This is a genomic window from Micromonospora sp. NPDC023644, assembly GCF_040640115.1.
Taxonomy (GTDB): Bacteria; Actinomycetota; Actinomycetes; order Mycobacteriales; family Micromonosporaceae; genus Micromonospora.
Genome location: NZ_JBFABA010000020.1, coordinates 52,193 through 69,890 on the forward strand (window position 1 = coordinate 52,193; position 17,698 = coordinate 69,890).

General features: G+C 74.3%; 17 protein-coding genes. 9 read left to right on the top strand and 8 right to left on the bottom strand.

Annotated features, from left to right (window positions below):
* Positions 1-39: 39 nt before the first annotated feature.
* The gene (locus tag AB0G08_RS16920; protein ID WP_358088348.1) at positions 40-1,830 is read left to right on the top strand and encodes an extracellular solute-binding protein; all 1,791 of its coding nucleotides are present in this window, start codon (positions 40-42) and stop codon (positions 1,828-1,830) included.
* Positions 1,831-1,856: 26 nt separating this feature from the next.
* Here AB0G08_RS16920 and gdhA read toward each other — a convergent pair whose 3' ends face one another.
* Entirely contained in the window at positions 1,857-3,194 is a 1,338-nt protein-coding gene (gene gdhA / locus AB0G08_RS16925) for an NADP-specific glutamate dehydrogenase (RefSeq protein WP_358088350.1), read from the bottom strand.
* Between the two features lie 108 nt (positions 3,195-3,302).
* On the opposite strand from gdhA, the gene AB0G08_RS16930 reads away from it, so the two are divergent.
* Positions 3,303-3,623 (top strand): MazG-like family protein, encoded by a 321-nt coding sequence (locus AB0G08_RS16930; RefSeq protein WP_357881853.1) that lies wholly within the window; start codon positions 3,303-3,305, stop codon positions 3,621-3,623.
* A 41-nt stretch (positions 3,624-3,664) separates the two neighbouring features.
* Here the strand turns inward: AB0G08_RS16930 and AB0G08_RS16935 are convergent, their stop codons facing one another.
* Positions 3,665-4,684 (bottom strand): NAD(P)/FAD-dependent oxidoreductase, encoded by a 1,020-nt coding sequence (locus AB0G08_RS16935; protein WP_358088352.1) that lies wholly within the window; start codon positions 4,682-4,684, stop codon positions 3,665-3,667.
* Between the two features lie 80 nt (positions 4,685-4,764).
* Between AB0G08_RS16935 and AB0G08_RS16940 the strand changes: the two genes are divergently transcribed.
* The 3 genes from AB0G08_RS16940 to AB0G08_RS16950 all read left to right on the top strand — a co-directional run bounded on the left by AB0G08_RS16940 (position 4,765) and on the right by AB0G08_RS16950 (position 6,377).
* Positions 4,765-5,370 (top strand): XRE family transcriptional regulator, encoded by a 606-nt coding sequence (locus AB0G08_RS16940; protein WP_358088355.1) that lies wholly within the window; start codon positions 4,765-4,767, stop codon positions 5,368-5,370.
* Between the two features lie 218 nt (positions 5,371-5,588).
* Positions 5,589-6,008 (top strand): protein-tyrosine phosphatase family protein, encoded by a 420-nt coding sequence (locus AB0G08_RS16945; RefSeq protein ID WP_358088358.1) that lies wholly within the window; start codon positions 5,589-5,591, stop codon positions 6,006-6,008.
* 120 nt (positions 6,009-6,128) lie between these two features.
* On the top strand, positions 6,129-6,377 hold the full coding sequence (locus AB0G08_RS16950) for a hypothetical protein (protein ID WP_358088361.1): 249 nt from the start codon (positions 6,129-6,131) through the stop codon (positions 6,375-6,377).
* A 36-nt stretch (positions 6,378-6,413) separates the two neighbouring features.
* Here AB0G08_RS16950 and AB0G08_RS16955 read toward each other — a convergent pair whose 3' ends face one another.
* Positions 6,414-8,687, bottom strand: coding sequence for an excinuclease ABC subunit UvrA (locus AB0G08_RS16955; protein WP_358088363.1), 2,274 nt, complete (start codon positions 8,685-8,687; stop codon positions 6,414-6,416).
* Positions 8,688-8,864: 177 nt separating this feature from the next.
* On the opposite strand from AB0G08_RS16955, the gene AB0G08_RS16960 reads away from it, so the two are divergent.
* Entirely contained in the window at positions 8,865-9,605 is a 741-nt protein-coding gene (locus tag AB0G08_RS16960) for a MerR family transcriptional regulator (RefSeq protein ID WP_358088366.1), read from the top strand.
* 1 nt (position 9,606) lies between these two features.
* On the opposite strand, the gene AB0G08_RS16965 is transcribed toward AB0G08_RS16960, so the two are convergent.
* The 4 genes from AB0G08_RS16965 to AB0G08_RS16980 form a co-directional block, all read right to left on the bottom strand.
* Positions 9,607-10,335 (bottom strand): methyltransferase domain-containing protein, encoded by a 729-nt coding sequence (locus AB0G08_RS16965; RefSeq protein WP_358088369.1) that lies wholly within the window; start codon positions 10,333-10,335, stop codon positions 9,607-9,609.
* 172 nt (positions 10,336-10,507) lie between these two features.
* The gene (locus tag AB0G08_RS16970) at positions 10,508-11,104 is read right to left on the bottom strand and encodes an NAD(P)H-dependent oxidoreductase (protein ID WP_358088371.1); all 597 of its coding nucleotides are present in this window, start codon (positions 11,102-11,104) and stop codon (positions 10,508-10,510) included.
* Positions 11,105-11,249: 145 nt separating this feature from the next.
* A complete protein-coding gene (locus AB0G08_RS16975; protein ID WP_358088374.1) occupies positions 11,250-12,050 on the bottom strand; it encodes a YwiC-like family protein in 801 nt (266 codons plus the stop codon).
* A complete protein-coding gene (locus tag AB0G08_RS16980; RefSeq protein ID WP_358088377.1) occupies positions 12,047-12,379 on the bottom strand; it encodes a cupin domain-containing protein in 333 nt (110 codons plus the stop codon). Before AB0G08_RS16980 ends, AB0G08_RS16975 begins: the two co-directional genes overlap by 4 nt.
* A gap of 286 nt (positions 12,380-12,665) precedes the next feature.
* Between AB0G08_RS16980 and AB0G08_RS16985 the strand changes: the two genes are divergently transcribed.
* Positions 12,666-14,015: a D-alanyl-D-alanine carboxypeptidase gene (locus AB0G08_RS16985; RefSeq protein ID WP_358088380.1), complete on the top strand. Its 1,350-nt coding sequence runs from the start codon at positions 12,666-12,668 to the stop codon at positions 14,013-14,015.
* Positions 14,016-14,205: 190 nt separating this feature from the next.
* Entirely contained in the window at positions 14,206-14,940 is a 735-nt protein-coding gene (locus tag AB0G08_RS16990; RefSeq protein WP_358088448.1) for a peptidylprolyl isomerase, read from the top strand.
* Between the two features lie 199 nt (positions 14,941-15,139).
* Here the strand turns inward: AB0G08_RS16990 and AB0G08_RS16995 are convergent, their stop codons facing one another.
* Entirely contained in the window at positions 15,140-16,162 is a 1,023-nt protein-coding gene (locus AB0G08_RS16995) for a LacI family DNA-binding transcriptional regulator (protein WP_358088383.1), read from the bottom strand.
* 237 nt (positions 16,163-16,399) lie between these two features.
* On the opposite strand from AB0G08_RS16995, the gene AB0G08_RS17000 reads away from it, so the two are divergent.
* On the top strand, positions 16,400-17,698 hold the full coding sequence (locus AB0G08_RS17000; protein ID WP_358088385.1) for an extracellular solute-binding protein: 1,299 nt from the start codon (positions 16,400-16,402) through the stop codon (positions 17,696-17,698).

Genomic DNA, 17,698 nt, shown 5'->3' on the forward strand with positions numbered 1-17,698 from the left:
GTTGACTGCCACCAGTCGATCGCCGAGGAGGACGTCCCCATGGCCCCAGCCCCGTCGCGCACCCGGAAGTGGTTGCCGTACACCGCGGCCGTCACCGCCGGGCTGCTGGTCATCGCCGGGGCGTTCGTGCTCGTGCGGCAGCGGGACGCGGGCACCGACCGGCCCAGGGCCGACTGCGCCACCGACCTGGACGTCAACTCCTCCACCGAGAAGGCGGCGCTGCTGGTCGAGCTGGCCAGGCGGTACAACGACAGCGGCCGGTCGCTCGACGGGGGCGGCTGTGCCCAGGTGCACGTCAGCGCCCTGAACTCGGGCAAGGCCACCGAGGCGCTGGCCGTCGGCTGGAGCGGCACCAACCTGCCGGAGCCGCAGGTCTGGTTGCCGACGTCGAGCCTGTGGACCGGTCAGCTCCAGCTGCTCGACCGGGCCGCCGGGCGGCCGCCCCAGACCCCGGACCGCTATCCGTCGATCGCCAACAGCCCGCTGGTGATCGCGATGCCGCAGCCCAAGGGCGAGCTGGTACGCGGGCGCGGGCCGCTGGGCTGGGGGGAGATCCTCGGCCTCTCCGGGCGGCAGGGCTGGGCGGGCTTCGGCCGGCCGGAGTGGGGCCGCTTCACCTTCGGCAAGGACAACCCGAACCTCTCCACCTCGGGGCTGGCGGCGACCATCGCCACCTACTACGCCGCCGCGAAGCGCTCCAGCGACCTGACCAAGTCGGACCTGTCGGACCCGAAGGTGACCCGGTTCGTCCGGCAGATCGAGGCCAACGTGTCGCACTACAGCGACGACTCGGTGGAGCTGCTGCGCGACCTCGCCGAGGCCGACCTGGCGGGCGGGGGCGCCGGCGCCGGCGACATGAGCGCCATCGTCATGCAGGAGGAACTTGTCCACCTCTACAACGAGGGCGGGCTGAGCCCGCGGCAGGAGGGCCAGGAGCGGGGCCCCCGGCCGAAGGTGCCGCTGGTCGCCGTCCACCCGGAGGAGGGCACCTTCAACCTGGACCACCCGTTCGTGGTCCTCCCCTCCGCCGACGAACGGCAGCGGGCGGCGGCGGACGACTTCCTGAAGTTCCTGACCGAGGACGACCAGCAGAAGAGCTTCGCGCGCCTCGGCTTCCGCGACCACGAGCGGCGGGCCTCGGCGGAGCTGCTCGCCAGCGTCGGCGCCGAGCCCACCGGCGGGCTGACCTACTTCGCGCCGCCGAACCCGGCGGTGGTCGAGGCGATGCTGGACGGCTGGGGCACGCTGCGCAAGAAGGCCAACATCCTGATCGCGCTGGACACCTCCGGATCGATGTTGGCCCCGATCGGCGACCGCACCCGCTTCCAGGTCGCCTCGGCCGCGGCGGCCAAGGGGCTCGCGCTGCTCAACTCCGAGGACCGGGTCGGGCTCTGGTCGTTCTCCTCGGAGACCAGGAAGCGGCCCGAAGGCCCGTACCGGGAGGAGGTCCGGCTCGGCGACTTCGACCAGAAGCGGATCGACAGCCGCATCGCCGGTCTGCACGTCGCGGGGGAAACCGCGCTCTACGCGACGGTCCGTGCCGCCCACAAGCAGATGCTCGAGCGGTACGACCCGCAACGGATCAACGCGGTCGTCGTGCTGACCGACGGCAAGAACGAGTACCCCCGGGACAACGACCTGGCCCGGCTGCTCGCCGACGTCACCCTGGACCCGCAGCGCCCGGTGAAGGTCTTCTGCATCGCCTTCGACGGGGAGTCGGACTTCGCCACGCTGGACCGGATCGCCAAGGCGTCGTCGGGCAAGGCGTTCGACGCCACCGACCCCGCCAAGATCGACGAGGCGTTCGTGAAGCTGGTCAGCAGCTTCTGAGCGTCCCGCCCGCAGGGGCCGCCCGGTCAGATCAGCCCGTGGGCCAGCATCGCCTCCGCCACCCGGCGGAACCCGTCGATGTTGGCCCCGGCCACGTAGTCGCCGGGCAGCCCGTACTCCTCGGCGGTGTTCCAGCAGCGGTCGTGAATGTCCCGCATGATGTCGCGCAGCCGCTGCTCCGACTCGGCGAACGTCCACGAGTCCCGGCTGGCGTTCTGCTGCATCTCCAGCGCGCTCACCGCCACCCCGCCGGCGTTGGCCGCCTTGCCCGGCGCGAAGCGCACCCCGGCCCGGCCGAGGATACGTACCGCTTCCGGCGTGGTGGGCATGTTCGCGCCCTCCACCACCGCGACGCAGCCGCCGGCCACGAGCGCGGCGGCCTCCGCGCCGCCGATCTCGTTCTGCGTCGCGCACGGCAGCGCCAGGTCGCAGGGCACCTCCCAGACGGTACGACCGGAGACCGCCGCCGCGTGCGGCACGTGCCGGGCGTAGTCGTCGAGCCGGGCCCGGCGCTGCTCCTTCAGCTCCCGCAGCAGCTCCAGGTCGATGCCCTTGTCGTCCACCACGTAGCCGGACGAGTCGGAGCAGGCGACCACCCTCCCGCCGAGCTGGTGCACCTTCTCGATCGCGTAGATCGCCACGTTGCCGGAGCCGGAGACCACGACCCGCTTGCCGTCCAGGCTGTCCCCGGCCCGCCTGAGCATCTCGTCGGCGAAGAAGACCGCCCCGTAGCCGGTCGCCTCCCGACGCACCTGCGCGCCCCCGTACGCCAGGCCCTTGCCGGTGAGCACCCCGGACTCGTACCGGTTGGTGATCCGCTTGTACTGGCCGAACAGGTAGCCGATCTCCCGGCCACCCACGCCGATGTCCCCGGCCGGCACGTCGGTCTCCGCGCCGATGTGCCGGTACAGCTCGGTCATGAAGCTCTGGCAGAACCGCATCACCTCCCGGTCCGAGCGCCCCTTCGGGTCGAAGTCCGCGCCGCCCTTGCCGCCGCCGATCGACAGCCCGGTCAACGCGTTCTTGAAGATCTGCTCGAAGCCGAGGAACTTCACGATCCCGAGGTAGACCGACGGGTGGAAGCGCAGCCCGCCCTTGAACGGGCCGAGCGCGCTGTTGAACTCCACCCGGAAGCCCCGGTTTACCTGGATCCGGCCGCGGTCGTCCTCCCACGGCACCCGGAAGATGACCTGCCGCTCCGGCTCGCAGATCCGCTCGATGATCCGCGCCTCGGTGTACTCGGGGTGTCGGGCCAGCGCCGGGCCGATGCTCTCCAGCACCTCGCGTACCGCCTGGTGGAACTCCGGCTCGCCCGGATTGCGGGCGACCACGCTGGTGAACACCGTCTCCACGGTCTCCGGCATACGACACGTCCCTTCGCTCGGGTAGACCCTGTTGCTACCACCCGCGTCGGGTCACCCGCCAGCCGTCCCGGGATACGGACCGTGACCTTCGTCCGGTTGACTAATCGCGTGGACGAGTCGATCTGGGACGTGGTCCGGGCCTCGCGCGGCTGGCTGGACGCCGCCAACGGCACCGGGCAGACCGAAATGACCTGCCGGATCCTCAAACTGACCGAGGAGGCGGGAGAGGCGGCGAGCGCCTGGATCGGTCTGCTCGGTCAGAACCCGCGCAAGGGCGTCACGCACAGCCGCGAGGACGTGGCGGCCGAGCTGGCGGACGCGGCGTTCACCGCGCTGGTCGCCATCGAGAGCCTCGGGTTGGACGCCCGTTCCGTGCTCGACGCGTGCGCCAGGAAGGCCCGCTCCCGCGTCGGACCGCCTCCCGGCTGAGCCGCCGCGCGCGGCGGCTCAGCCGGTGGCTGCGGTGACCGTCACAGGCCGTGGCGGCGGTCGCCCACCACCTGCTCGCAGAGCGCCGCCTCCGACCGCGCGGAGAACGGGCCGCGGTGGGCGGCGACCGCCAGCCGGGTCTCCTCGGCGACCAGATCGGCGTTGATCTGGGCCGCCACGACCACGCCGGCCGCCGCGGCGGCGCCGACCTGGGCCGCCGGATCGGTGACGTTGCCGGCGACCCACACGCCGGGCACGTCGGTGCGGCCCGTCGCGTCGGCGGGGACGTGCTCGCCGACCCCCGCCGGGTGTTCGACCGGTCGCAGCCCGAGCGCCGCGAGGAAATTGGCGCGCGCCACCATCCGCGACGAGACGGCCAGCGCCTCGCGGCCGACGACCGTGCCGTCGCCCAGCCGTACGCCCACCAGGCGGTCCTCGACGACCTCCAGGGACGCCACCTCGCCGTGCACCACGCGGATGCCGCGGGCGGCCAGTTGCTCGGCCTGCTCGTCGGTGAGGGGCGGCATGGTGTGGCAGAAGTACGTGACGTCGGCGCTCAGCTGCCGGAACAGCAACGCCTGGTGCACCGACATCGGCCCGCCGGCCAGGATGCCGATGGCCCGGTCGCGCACCTCCCAGCCGTGGCAGTACGGGCAGTGCAGGACGTCCCTGCCCCACCGCTCCCGCAGCCCCGGGACCGCCGGCAGCTCGTCCACCAGCCCGGCGGCCACCAGCAGGCGCCGCGCCCGTACCGTCCGACCGTCGCCCAGCGTCACCACGAACCCGCCGCCGTCGCGGTCCACGGCGCCGACCTCGCCGGTCACCACCCGGCCGCCGTAGCCGCGCACCTCCGCCCGACCGCGGTCCAGCAACTCGGCCGGCCGGATCCCCTCCCGGGCCAGCAGCCCGTGCACGCCCTCGGCCGGGGCGTTGCGCGGGGCGCCGGCGTCGATCACCACCACCGACCGCCGCGCCCGGGCCAGCGTCAACGCCCCGCTCAACCCCGCCGCGCCACCTCCGATCACCACCACGTCGTAGCTGCCATCCAGCCGATCGGTCACCGTGACCACCTCCCGCGACCACGATGCGACCGCGGCGACCAAGGTGGCAAACATTGTTGCCGAAGTGGCAAGATGGCGGCATGGACGACGACCTCGACCAGGCGCTCGGCGCGGTCGGACCCCGGCTGCGCGCGCTGCGCCGGCAGCGGGAAACCACCCTGGCCGACCTGTCGGCGGCGACCGGCATCTCGGTGAGCACGCTGTCCCGGCTGGAGTCCGGTGCCCGCCGGCCGACCCTCGAACTGCTCCTCCCGCTGGCCAGGGCGCACGGCGTCACGCTCGACGAACTCGTCGACGCCCCCACCACCGGCGACCCGCGCATCCACCTGCGGCCGGTCACCCGGCACGGGATGACCATGCTGCCCCTGACCCGCCGGCCCGGCGGCATCCAGGCGTACAAGCTCGTGATCCCGGGCGGCGGTCGCAGGGCGGAACCCGATCCGCAGACCCACGAGGGCTACGAGTGGCTCTACGTCCTCAACGGGCGGCTGCGGGTCGTCCTCGGCGATCAGGACCTCGTGCTCACGCCGGGGGAGGCGGCGGAGTTCGACACCCGCGTACCGCACTGGTTCGGGTCGGCCGACGCCGAGCCGGTCGAGTTCCTCAGCCTCTTCGGCAGGCAGGGCGAACGCGCCCACCTGCGCGCCCGCCCCAGGACCCAACCCCCACCCCCCGACCCCGAATGACCCCCCGCCCGCCCGCTCCCACCGCCGGCCCCGCCCCGCTGCCGCCGCCCGCTGATCTCGGTGATCATGAGGTTGGCGGCACTGACTGAGATCGACATCGCCGCCAACCTCATGATCGACGCGGGGCGGCGGGGCGGCGGGGCGCCGGGGGCTGGAGGCGCGGGCAGCGGGGCGGGTCGGGGCAGCGGGGCGGGGCAGCGGGGCGGGAGGATGGGTGGGTGGGTGACGAGAGCGTGTGGGACGGGCAGCCGGGTGTCGTCGTACTGCCGAGCGGGGTGGCCGTGCGGGGACGGCGGATCGCGGACGCGGCGTCGCCCGCCGACTTCGCCCTGCTGCTGGCGCCCGGGTCGGCGCCCGCCTGGCCGCACCGGCGGATCCGGTGGCCCGACTTCTGGGTCCCGGTCGACCGGGCGGACGCGGTCGACGCGTTGACCGAGGCGCTGCGCCGTGCCCACGGCGGCGAGCGGGTGGAGGTGGCCTGCCGGGGCGGCACCGGGCGTACGGGCACGGCGCTGGCGGCGCTGGCGATCCTCGACGGGCTGCCGCCCGAGCGGGCGGTGGACTGGGTGCGCGCCACCTACCGCCCGCGGGCCGTGGAGACGCCCTGGCAGCGTCGCTGGCTGCGCCGCCTCACCTGACCCGGGGCCCCCGGGGGTCGGTGCGCGGCGCGGTGTGGTGCTTGTCATCGGCCGTGTTCCGGCAGCTCACGGGGGGTAGGAGAGGCGCGCACCCGAGCTCTGAGGTAGGTACCAGGCACCATGGCTCCACCCCGTGTCCCCGTCCGTCGCCACGGCGCCCACCGGGCGCCCGCCCGCCCGGCGGCGGTGATCGCCCGCACCGTGGCGTCCCTGGCCGTCCTCGTCGTGCTCGCGACGCTCTTCCTCGACGCCCTGCTGATCATCGTCGGGCTGCTCACCCCGGTCGCGGCGTCGGTGTCGCCGCTGCGGCGATGGTTGCGCCGGCTGGCGGCGCCGTCCGCCCGGGCGCTCCCCGCGTCGGGACGCTGACGTCCGGCGGGGGGAGACCCGGGCATCGGCCGGTGGTCAGCGGTCCACGTACTCGCGCAGGTGTCGGGCGGTCAGCGTGTCGCCGTGGGCGACGAGGTCGGCCGGCGTGCCGGTGAAGACGATCCGGCCGCCGTCGTGCCCCGCCCCCGGCCCGAGGTCGATCAGCCAGTCGGCGTGCGCCATGACCGCCTGGTGGTGCTCGATCACGACCACGGTGTTGCCGGCGTCGACCAGCCGGTCCAGCAGGGCGAGCAACTGGTCCACGTCGGCCAGGTGCAGGCCGGTGGTCGGCTCGTCCAGCACGTAGGTGCTTCCGCTGTCGGCCATGCGGATGGCCAGCTTGAGCCGTTGCCGCTCGCCGCCGGAGAGCGTGTTGAGCGGCTGGCCCAGGGTGAGGTAGCCGAGCCCGACGTCGACCAGCCGGTCGAGGATCGCCCGGGCGGCGCCGCCGGGGAAGAAGTCCCGGGCCTCCGTGGCGGGCATCGCGAGCACCTCGCTGATGTTCCTGCCCCGCAGCCGGTAGGTGAGCACCTCGTCGGTGAAGCGCCGCCCCTCGCACCGCTCGCAGACCGAGGCGACACCGGCCATCATCGCCAGGTCGGTGTAGACCAGGCCGATGCCCTTGCAGGTCGGGCAGGCGCCCTCGGAGTTGGCGCTGAACAGCGCGGCCTTGACCCCGTTGGCCTTGGCGAAGGCGGTGCGGATCGGGTCCAGCAGGCCGGTGTAGGTGGCCGGGTTGCTGCGCCGGGAACCCCGGATCGGCGACTGGTCGACGACCACCACGCCGTCGCGGCGGTGCAGCGAGCCGTGGATCAGCGAGCTCTTGCCGGAACCGGCCACCCCGGTCACCACGGTCAGCACGCCGAGCGGGATGTCGACGCTGACGTCCCGCAGGTTGTGCAGGTCGGCGTTGCGGATCGACAGCTGGCCCGACGGCCGGCGTACGTGCTCGCGCAGGCGTACCCGGTGGTCGAGGTGCCGGCCGGTCAGCGTGTCGGAGCGGCGCAGGCCGGCGACGTCGCCGGTGAAGCAGATCCGGCCGCCGGCCGTGCCGGCCCCGGGCCCGAGGTCGACCACGTGGTCGGCGATGGCGATCGTCTCGGGCTTGTGCTCGACGACGAGCACCGTGTTGCCCTTGTCGCGCAGGCGCAGCAGCAGGTCGTTCATCCGGGCGATGTCGTGCGGGTGCAGGCCCACGGTGGGTTCGTCGAAGACGTACGTGACGTCGGAGAGGCTGGAGCCGAGGTGCCGGACCATCTTCACCCGCTGCGCCTCGCCGCCGGAGAGGGTGGCGGACTCGCGGTCCAGGCTGAGGTAGCCCAGGCCGATCTCGACCAGCGAGTCGAGCAGCTCACGCAGGTTGCCGACCAGCGGGGCGACCGAGGGATCGTCGATCGCGCGGACGAACTCGGCCAGGTCGCTGATCTGCATCGCCGAGCATTCCGCGATGTTGCGCCCGTCGATCCGGCAGGACAGCGCCGCCGCGTTGAGCCGGCTGCCCCGGCAGGCGGCGCAGGTGGTGAAGGTGACCGCCCGGTCGACGAACGCGCGGATGTGCGCCTGCATCGACTCGCGGTCCTTGGCCAGGTAGAGCCGGCGCACCTTGACCACCAGGCCCTCGTACGTCCAGTTGTTGCCGCCTACCTTGATCTTGGTGGGCGGCTTGTGGAGGAAGTCCTCCCACTGTTGCGGCGTGTAGTCCTGGAGCTTGGCGTCCGGGTCGAACAACCCCGAGTTGACGATGGTCTGCCAGTACCACGAGTCGACCGCGAAGTTGGGCACCTTGATCGCGCCGTCGTTGAGCGAGCGCTCGCGGTCGACCAACTCGTCGACGTCGAGGTCGGAGACCCGCCCGAGGCCCTCGCAGGTCGGGCACATGCCCTCGGCCAGGTTGAAACTGAACGCGCCGGCCGCACCCACGTGCGGGGTGCCGAGCCGGCTGAAGACGATCCGCAGCATCGCGTACGCGTCGGTGGCGGTGCCGACGGTGGAGCGCGAGTTCGCGCCCATCCGCTCCTGGTCGACGACGATGGCCGCGCTCAGGTTGCGCAGCGAGTCGACGTCGGGGCGGCTCAGGTTCGGCATGAACGACTGGAGGAAGGCGCTGTAGGTCTCGTTGATCAGGCGCTGCGACTCGGCGGCGATGGTCCCGAAGACCAGGGAGGACTTGCCGGAGCCGGAGACCCCGGTGAAGACGGTCAGCCGGCGCTTGGGGATGTCGACCGAGACGGAGGCGAGGTTGTTCTCCCGGGCGCCGCGTACCTCGATCATGTCGTGGCTGTCGGCGGCGGACCGTGCTGGCTGCTGCATGCGAACCCTTCGCGAGATCGTGGGCGGAGTTCCGCCCGAGCTACATCTACGGAGGCCAGGCCGCATTCAATCGTCTCATTGAACCGCCCGTGTAGGGTTTCACGTCGCTGCGCTGCGATGGCCGCCCGAAGCGGGCGGGGAAGTCTCAAACAGCGTGGAGACGGGTAGGGTGGCCCGGTGGTGGATTCGCGACGACCGGCCGGGCGGTGGCGGGGGGCTCAGGTCGCGGCGACCGCCGGCATCTCCGTCCAGCAGGTCCGCAACTACGTCGACCTCGGCGTGCTGCCGCCGGTCGAGCGCACCCCCGCCGGTTACCGCGTCTTCACCGCCGACCACGTGCGGGCGTTGGCGGTTCTCCGGCGGATGGCCGAGGGGCACGGCTGGGCGCGTACCCGGGAGGTCATGGCCGCGGTGCACCGGGGCGACCTGGCGGCGGCGCTGGCCGCGCTCGACGCCGGCCACGCCGAGCTGGACCGCGAGCGGGCCGACATCCGGCGGGTGCTGGGCGCGTTCGAGACCGTGGTGACCAGCCCGGCCGCCGTCCTGCCGGCGCCCCGGCGCGGGGCCCGCATCGGCGAGGTCGCCGACCTGGTCGGCGTCCGCACCTCGCAGCTACGACTGTGGGAGCAGCGCGGCCTGCTCCGGCCGGTCCGCGAGCGCGGCACCGGCTACCGGGTGTACGACGCGGCCGAGGTGCGCGCCGCGCAGGTCGTCGCGCTGCTGCGCCGGGGGGCGTACCCGTTCGACATCGTCGCGGCCGTGCTCGACGAGATGCGCACCGCCGGCAGCGCCCAGCGCGTCCACGCGGAGCTGGCCAAGCGGGAGCAGGAGCTGCACCGGCGCAGCCTGCGACGGCTGCGCGCCTCGGCGGCGCTCCACGACTACCTGCGGGACCGCGACGCGGCCCTGCCCGGGTGACTCAGCGCAGCACCAGCAGGTCGAGGTGGTCGACGACCGGGCCGCTCGCCCCGGCGGCTGCGGCCCGGAGCCGGGCCAGGCCGTCGGCGTACTCCTCGTCGGTGATCAGCTGGAGCGGGGTGTGGGCCCGGCGGTCGAGGCGCTCGGCGAACTCGGCCAGCGACGCCGCCGTGGTCTGTGCGACGGGCTCGACGGTGCTGACGGTGAACCCGGCCGTGGCGAACGCCGCCCGCACCCGGGCCAGGTCCGGGTAGGTCTCGAGGACCCGTACGGCCTCCGGGAACCAGCGGAACAGCGTGATCCGTTGGTGCCGGCCGGGAAACGGCGAGCGGATCAGCACGGGGGCGCCCGGCCGGAGCACCCGGCGCAGCTCGCGCGCCGCCGCGTCGAGGTCGGGGATGTGGTGGACCACCGTGGACAGCCACGCGGCGTCGGCCACGGAGTCGCGCAGCGGCAGCGCGACGGCGTCGCCGGCGAGCAGCGGCCGGTGGGTGGCGCGGGAGCGCATCGCCTCGGCGGGCTCCACCCCCAGCACCCGGGCGCCGAACCACTCGGTGAAGGCGGCGGCCCAGGCGCCGGTGCCGGCGCCGAGGTCGAGCACGGTGGTGCCGGCACGCGGCCGCAGGTGTTGCTGCACCGCGTGCCGCCACCGGTCCAGGCCGCTGCGCGGCAGCTCCCGGGTTGCGGCGAAGGCCGCCGAGTCGGTGTCGTCGTAGGGGATCAGAGCCACGGCCATCACCTCGCCACCGTCGCCGGGAGGTCCGGGCGATCGTTCCCCGGTTTCTAGTCGCTGGGCGACGCCGGAGGCAACGGCTTGTGAGCCAACCGACGCGCTGCGTCCCGCCCCGTGGGAGCCCACCCGTCGACGCGGGCCGCGCAGGGACTCGCGCCGCGATCCCGGGTCAGCGGGACGCGGGTTGCGCGACCCAGCCGTCCTGCGCGCCGGCTTCGGGCGGCGTCGGGCCGAAGAAGGCGTCGGCGGCACGGAGCGCGGCGGCGTCGCGGAGCACGTCGCCGGGCCGGTTGGCCTGACCGAGCAGCGCGCCGCCCCATCGCATGCCTAGGTAGTCGGCGCTGCGCCGCAGGGTGGTCACCAGCGGGTCCGCCGTGGCCGGGTCCTCGTCGTTGAGGGCGCTGACCGCCCACATCCGGCGGCCCCGCATGCGCTGGCGGAAGTCGACGCCGGGCACCCGCAGCCAGCCGGACCAGTGGTCGAGGTAGAGCTTGGTGGCGGCGCTGACGCTGTACCAGTAGAGCGGCGAGGCGATCACCAGGTCGGTCGCGGCGAGCGTCTCGGTCAGCAGCAGCGCCTCGTTGCCGGTCGGCGGCACGTAGCGCTGCTCGTCGTGCCGGATGTCCCGGAAAGGCGCCAGGGGGTGGTCGGCCAGGTGGAGCCAGCGCTGCTCGACGCCGGCCGGCAGCGCGGCCGCGGCGCGCCGGGCCAGGAGTTCGGTGTTGCCGCCGGAGCGTGAGCTGCCGAGGAGGAAGAGGAAACGCATGACGGCACCGTCCATGTCCGACTGATCGAGGCATCCACGACGGTATCCGAGTGGACGCCCCTGCCGGCGGCGTGCCGACCGCTGCCGATTTCGTGCCGACCGCCGCCGGCGGCGCGCCGATGGCTGCCGATCTCGCGCCGGCCCGTCAGAGCGGCACGGCTGCCAGCACCAGCAGGGCGCACGCCGTCTCGACCAGCCCCACCCGCTTCGGCGTGACCCGGCGCCCGGCGAGCACGACCGCCCGGGCGAGCAGCACGGCGAAGACCACGGCGACGGGCACCGACGCCCAGAGCACGGCGGCGACGGCGGCGACGCCGTGGTACGTCCACGACGCCCACCGGTACCGGACGCTGTCCCGCTCCCGGATCATCGTCTTGACGTGCAGGACGGTGCCGACCAGGTAGCCCAGCGCCACGACCGTCACCCCGGCCACCCTGGTCCACGGCACCCCGGCGACCGTGGCGACGACGAGACCGAGCAGCCCGCACTGCATCACGAAGGCGAGGTCGTTGACGAACGCCCGGTCCCGCCGCCAGCGCGCGTAGCCGGCGTTCACGGCGGCGAGGACCGCGTAGAGCGGGGCGTAGGCGAGCGTCGCGGGCCGGGCCACCAGCACCGGCGCGGCCAGCGCGACCGTGGCGAGGCCGTACCCGACGAGCTGCGGCCGTACCCGGCGGAACCGGCCGGTCTTGACCGCCTGCAACCCGAAGTACGACAGCGGGTACCCGGCGAGCGCGGCCCCGAGCAGGGGCAGGTGCAGCGGGTGCGGGCCGGTGACGGTCAGCGCCGCCAGGACGGGCAGCAGCAGCATCGCCCACGCGCCGTGCTGCGGCGGCACCCAGCCCGGCGACCGCCCCCGGGCCGGCGCGGGACCGGACGCGCCCGAGGCGGGCCGCCCGGCCGGGCCGACGGTCGGGCGGCGACGGTGGGCCGGGACGGTGGTCACGGCCGCGGCGTCACGGTGAGCAGGACGGCGGCGTCCGTGACGGCGTGCAGCGCGTGCCGTACCGGCGGAATGACCACGAGGTCGCCGGCGGCGCCCTCCCAGGACTCGTCCCCGGCCACCAGGCGCACCTGCCCCACGAGCACCTGGAGCGTCGCCTCGCCCGGGCTGTCGTGCTCGTCGAGGGACCGACCGCCGCGCAGGGCGAGCAGGGTCTGCCGCAGCCGACGGTCCCGGCCCGGGTGCAGGGAACGGGCGCTGCGTCCGCTGTCGGCCTCCCGCGCGGCGGCGAGCTGCTCGTCGGCGAGGCGGGTCAGCGAGAGGGCTTCCATGGTCGTCCCTTCGTCGGTGTGGTGCGGCCCGCGAGGCGGGGTCGCCGGTGCGGCGGCACCCGCCGGCAAACCGGAAGATCGTCTACCGCTTTCGGTTCCCAGCATCCGTCCCGGCTCGGCCCGGCGGCAGGGCCGATGGTCCCGGAATCGGGGCGGCCGGCCCCGCGCGCCGCGCCGCCGCGCGCACCTGCGGGCGGGACCGCGCGGTCCCGCCCCGGGGCGCCGTGGGCGCCGGGCCTGGGGAACCCGGCCCGCACCCCGAACTCCGCCGACTAGGGTGCGGGGCATGAAGGTTCGGCTGCTGGCGGCCACGGCGACCGCCGCCCTCCTCGGTGCCGGCGCTCCCGTCCCCGCGGCGGCCAGCCCGACCGGCCCCGCCGCTCCCGCGCCGCCCACGCCCGGCGTCGTGTCGTCCGCGCCTGGCGTCGTGCCGTCCTCGGCCGGCGTGGTGCCGTCCGCGCCCGGCGTCGTGTCCTCCGCGCCCGGCGTCGTGCCGTCCTCGGCCGGCGTCGTGCCCTGCCCGAAGGCGCCCGCGCCCCGGGTGTCCCGGCCGCCGCGTCCGTCGCCGCCGCCCGCCGTGCCGCAGGAGCGGGCCGTCGGCGGCCCGGCGCTGGACACCGCCGGTCTGGTCGTCCCGGCGGGGACCGCGCGCCCGCCGGCGGTCACCGCGACCTCGTGGCTGGTCGCGGACCTGGACAGCGGCGAGGTGCTGGGCGGCTGCGGCCCGCACGAGTACGGCACCCCGGCCAGCGTGCAGAAGCTGCTGCTGGCGGCCACCATGCTGCCCCGACTCGACCCGCAGCAGGTCGTCACCGTCACCGACGGGGACATGGACATCGAACCCGGCTCGTCGGCCGTCGGGCTGGTCGCCGGCGGGCGCTACCGGATCGAGACCGTCTGGCTCGGGCTGCTGCTCCAGTCGGGCAACGAGGCGGCCAACGCGCTGGCCCGCCTCGGCGGCGGCCCGGACGGGATGGCCGGCGGCGTGCGGGCGATGAACGAGGAGGCGCACCGCCTCGGCGCCCTGCAGACCCACGCGGTGACGCCGTCCGGCCTCGACGGACGAGGCCAGTTCACCAGCGCGTACGACCTGGCGTTGATCGCCCGGGCCTGCTTCGCCGACCCGACGTTCCGCCGGTACGCGCTGACCGAGACGCACCGCATCCCCGCCCAGCCGGCGCAGCGGACCAAGGGTTTCGAGATCCAGAACGAGAACCAGCTCGTCTACCGGTACCCGGGCGCGCTCGGCGGCAAGACCGGCTTCACCGACCTGGCCCGGCACACCTACGTCGGGGCGGCCCAGCGCAACGGGCGGCGGCTGGTGGTCACGCTGCTCGGTGCCGAGCCGCAGCCCGCGCGGGGCTGGGAGCAGGGCGCCGCCCTGCTCGACTGGGGCTTCTCGTTGCCCCGGGGCTCGGCCGTCGGCCGGCTGGTCGAGCCGGGGGAGCTGACCGCGTCGGCGGCCGCCTCGCCGCCCGCGCTGGCCGTCACCGGCGAGCCGCGCCCGGCGGCGGCCAGCGGCCCGATCGAGGACGGGCTGGTCGCACGGTGGCCCGTGGCCGCGCTCGTCGCGTCGGCGGTCGCGCTGCTGGGGACCGCGCTGCTCTGGCGCCGCCGGGCGGTGCGGCGCCGGTAGGGGGGTCGCCTCCGCGCCGCGGCAGGGGCGGGACGGATCGACAAGCGACGACGGGATCCATAGACTCCGGTCTTTCTGGCGCCACGAGTCCAGGGAGGACCCCTTGTCGAGCGAACCCCGACCGCACCCCGTCCCGCCGTCGACCGGGGCACGCCGCCGGCCGGCCCGTACGCTGACCCGCCTCGCCGGGGTGGCCCTGATCGCGGGCGCGCTGGTCACCGGTGGTGGCGCCGCCGCGGTCGCCGCGCCCGGCGGGTCCCCGGCCGACGCCTCCGCCGAGCCCCGGGTCACGCCCGGCCCGTGCGCGTACGCGGAGACGCCCGAGGACCCGGCCGCCCGCCCGGTCCCGCTGCCGCCCGACCCGAGGCGCACCCCCGACCGGGGCACCGTGCGGGTCACGTTGCGGACCAACCAGGGGCCGATCGGGCTGACCCTCGACCGGGAGGCGGCCCCCTGCACCGTGCAGAGCTTCCTGCACCTGGTGCGCCACCGCTTCTACGACCGGACCTCCTGCCACCGGCTCACCGCGTACCCGACGTTGCGGGTGCTGCAGTGCGGTGACCCGTCCGGCACCGGCTCCGGCGGTCCCGGCTACCGCTACGCCGACGAGTTGCCCACCGACCTCCCGCCGGCGCCGACCGACCCGACCGGCGTGCGCCGGCTCTACGCCCGGGGCACCCTCGCCATGGCCAACGCGGGCCCCGACACCAACGGCAGCCAGTTCTTCCTGGTCCAGGGCGATTCCGCGCTGCGCCCCCACTACACGGTCTTCGGCTCGATCGACGCCGCCGGGCTGGCCACTCTCGACCGGATCGCCGCCGGCGGCATCGCCCCCACCGCCGAGGACCCCGCGCCGGTCGACGGCGCGCCCGCCCTGCCGGTGGACATCCGGCGGGCGGTCCGGCACCACCACCAGCACCGCTGAGCGGGCTGACGCCGTCGCCGTCGGCGCCGAGGGCGCGCCGCCGCCCACGCCGACTCCCGCCGCCCGGGGCGCGTCGTTCCGGAACTTCCGGGCGGCCCCGGGCGGTGGGGGAGCGGCGGTAGCGGGAGCGGCTAGCGACCGGAACTTCCGGAACCGCACCGGGAGCGCCAGCGCCGGGCGGTTGGCGGCGCGACGGCCGTCACGGCCGGCGCGGCGGGGCCGTGCTGTCCCGGACGACCAGGTTGGTGGCGAGTTCCACCCGGGGGGAGTCGATCCCCTCGCCCTGCGCCAGCCGCAGCACGGTCCGGGCGGCCAGGCGACCCATCTCCACCAGCGGCTGCCGGACGGTGGTCAGCGGCGGTGAGGCCCAGCGGGCCTCGGGCAGGTCGTCGAAGCCCACCACGCTGACGTCGCCGGGGATCCGCAGGCCCCGGCGCCGTACGGCCTCGTAGACGCCGAAGGCCATCTGGTCGCTGGCCGCGAAGATGGCCGTCGGCGGGTCGTCGAGGTCGAGCAGCGCCGTCCCGGCGGCGAAGCCCGAGGCGTGGTAGAAGTCGCCGGGGTGCACCAGCCGGTCCTCCACCGGCGCCCCGGCCGCCTCCAGCGCGGCCCGGTGGCCGTCGAGGCGGGCCCGGCTGCACAGCAGGTGCGTCGGCCCGGCGACGAAGCCGATCCGCCGGTGCCCGAGCGAGAGCAGGTGCTCGGTCGCGGCGAGCCCGCCGGCCCAGTTGGTGGCCCCGATGGTGGGCACGTCGGTGGCGGGCACGCCGGCCGGGTCGACGACGACCACGGGCACGTTGAGGCGGCGCAGCTGCGCGTGCAGCGGCGGGCTCAGGTGCGAGGTCACGAAGATGACGCCGTCGGTGGCGCGGGCCCGCAGGTTCTGCAACCACTGCCGGGCGGCGGTGGACTGGCGGTGTATCGCGGAGACCACGGTGCCGACGCCCGCGCCGTGTCCGACGTCTTCGACACCCCGGATGATCTCCACCGCCCAGGGGCTGTCGAGGTCGTTGAAGACCAGGTCCACCAGGCCGGCGCGGCTCACCGTGCGGCTGCCGCGGCGTTGGTAGCCGTGGTGGCGCAGCAGCTCCTCCACCCGCTCGCGGGTGTCGGGGGCCACGTCCGAGCGCCCGTTGAGCACCCGCGACACGGTCGGCACCGAGACCCCGGCCTCCCGCGCGATAGCGGTGATGGTGATCCTGCGCCCGTCGTCGCCGTCCACCCGCGTCTCCTTCACCGGTCGGAAGACCGACCGTACCCGTCACCACCGAAAAACGTCCGGAACGGCGGGGCCGCTCCACCGGCCCATCTTGCCCCACGATCGGGGGTTGACGACACGGCAGGTCGGTTCTAGCGTTCGGACGAGTTACGGAAGTATTCCGGAAACTTGTCGGACGCCTTTCGGTCGTCGCGCCGGCGGCGACGTCCCCCACCACACCCCCACCACGAGAGGTCGATCATGACTGTACGCACGCGGCTCGCCCGGGTCGTCGCGCTCGGCGCCGCCCTGGCGCTGGCGCTGCCACTGACCGCCTGCGGCGACGGTGACTCGGCCGCCGGCCCGGACGAGATCCGCATCCTGGTCTACGGCGACGCCACCAACAAGGTCGAGAAACAGCTCGTCGAGACGTTCAACAAGACGTCGAAGGTCAAGGCGGTGCTGGACACCATCCCCGGCGCCGACTACCAGACCAAGCTCCAGACCATTATCAACACCAAGCAGGCGCCGGACGTCTTCTTCAACTGGGGCGGCGGCAGCATCGCCCCGTTCGTCAAGGCCGACCTGCTGCTGCCGTTGGACGACATGATCGCCAAGGATCCGGGGCTCAAGGGGAACTTCCTGCCCTCGGTCTTCAACACCGCCATGGTCGACGGCAAGGCGTACGGGGTGCCGATGCGCGGCACCCAGCCGGTGCTGCTGTTCCACAACAAGAAGGTCCTCGCCGACGCCGGCATCACCCCGCCGAAGACGTGGGACGACCTGCTGGCCGCCGTGAAGACCCTCAAGGGCAAGGGGATCACGCCGATCGCCCTCGGCGGCGGCGACCAGTGGCCCACCCAGATGTGGTACCAGTACCTCTACGACCGGGTGGCGGGCCCCGAGCTGTTCGCGCGGGCGCTCGACGGGGACAAGGGCGCCTGGGAGAGCCCGGAGAGCCGCCGCGCCCTGGAACTGCTGCGGCAACTGACCGACGCGGGCGCGTTCGGCACCAACTTCGACTCGGTCAAGTTCACCGACGGCGGCTCGCCCGCCCTGCTCGCGGGCGGCAGGGCCGGCTTCGAGCTGATGGGCTCCTGGAACTACTCGACCCACCACGACGCCAACCCGACGTTCGCCGCCGAGGGCCTCGGCTGGAGCGCCTTCCCGAGCGTCCCGGGCGGCAAGGGCGACCCGCGCAACGTGGTCGGCAACACCAACAACTTCTACTCCGTGCTGAAGAAGACCCGGCACCCGGAGGCGGTGGTCGAGTTCCTCAAGCTCCAGTACTCCGACGAGTTCGTCCAGGCGCAGCTGTCCATCGGCAACCTGCCGACCACCACCAACACCGAGAAGTTCCTCGACGGCGCCACCAACCCGGACTACCTGAAGTACCAGTTCACCCTGGTCAAGGAGGCCCCGAACTTCCAGCTCTCCTGGGACCAGGCGTACCCGCCGGCCGCGACGACGACCATCCACCAGGCCGTGCAGCAGTACTGCAACGGCCGGATGGACGCCGCCGGCTTCATCAAGGCCATGCAGTCCCTGCAGGCGGGCTGA

Coding starts and splice junctions, on each gene's coding strand:
- AB0G08_RS16920 (WP_358088348.1), top strand. CDS start 40: ATGGCCCCAGCCCCGTCGCGCACCCGGAAGTGGTTGCCGTACACCGCG.
- gdhA (WP_358088350.1), bottom strand. CDS start 3,194: ATGCCGGAGACCGTGGAGACGGTGTTCACCAGCGTGGTCGCCCGCAAT.
- AB0G08_RS16940 (WP_358088355.1), top strand. CDS start 4,765: ATGGACGACGACCTCGACCAGGCGCTCGGCGCGGTCGGACCCCGGCTG.
- AB0G08_RS16950 (WP_358088361.1), top strand. CDS start 6,129: ATGGCTCCACCCCGTGTCCCCGTCCGTCGCCACGGCGCCCACCGGGCG.
- AB0G08_RS16955 (WP_358088363.1), bottom strand. CDS start 8,687: ATGCAGCAGCCAGCACGGTCCGCCGCCGACAGCCACGACATGATCGAG.
- AB0G08_RS16970 (WP_358088371.1), bottom strand. CDS start 11,104: ATGCGTTTCCTCTTCCTCCTCGGCAGCTCACGCTCCGGCGGCAACACC.
- AB0G08_RS16980 (WP_358088377.1), bottom strand. CDS start 12,379: ATGGAAGCCCTCTCGCTGACCCGCCTCGCCGACGAGCAGCTCGCCGCC.
- AB0G08_RS16985 (WP_358088380.1), top strand. CDS start 12,666: ATGAAGGTTCGGCTGCTGGCGGCCACGGCGACCGCCGCCCTCCTCGGT.
- AB0G08_RS17000 (WP_358088385.1), top strand. CDS start 16,400: ATGACTGTACGCACGCGGCTCGCCCGGGTCGTCGCGCTCGGCGCCGCC.